Consider the following 417-nt stretch of genomic DNA (forward strand, 5'->3'; position numbering starts at 1 on the left):
GGTGAGGAGCTGCTGGCGTGCCTCGGCGGGCCAGGGCGAGGGGAGGGCGCGGGCGCCGGCGGCCATGCGGCGTACGGCGTGCAGGTTGAGGGGGAGGCCGGCCTGGGCGGCGGCGGCCGCGGCGCGGAGCGGGAGCACGGGGTCGCGGTCGGGGCGCGCGGCGCGGGCGAGCACCACTTCGCCGTCGTGTTCGACGACGCCTTCGGCGAGCGGGGAGCGTTCGGGTGCGGGTCTGCCTCCGCCCAGCATGGCGCGCAGCCGGGGCCGTACGGACCGGGAGCGCAGGACGCGGCCGACCTCGCGCCAGGTGACGTCGCCCGCGTAGGCGATGACCCGGGCGGCCTCGTAGACCTGGCGGAGCAGGGCGTCGGCGTCGAGCAGGCCGAGTTCGGCGGCGACCTGGTCCTGTTCCTGGAG

1 pseudogene is annotated in these 417 nt (G+C 78.4%); it reads right to left on the bottom strand.

From position 1 onward, the window contains the following. Positions 1-417, bottom strand: a pseudogene (locus LPA54_RS40235) ([protein-PII] uridylyltransferase); the annotation flags it as partial.

Source organism: Streptomyces sp. DH12, from assembly GCF_020873895.1.
In the GTDB taxonomy this organism is placed as follows: domain Bacteria; phylum Actinomycetota; class Actinomycetes; order Streptomycetales; family Streptomycetaceae; genus Streptomyces.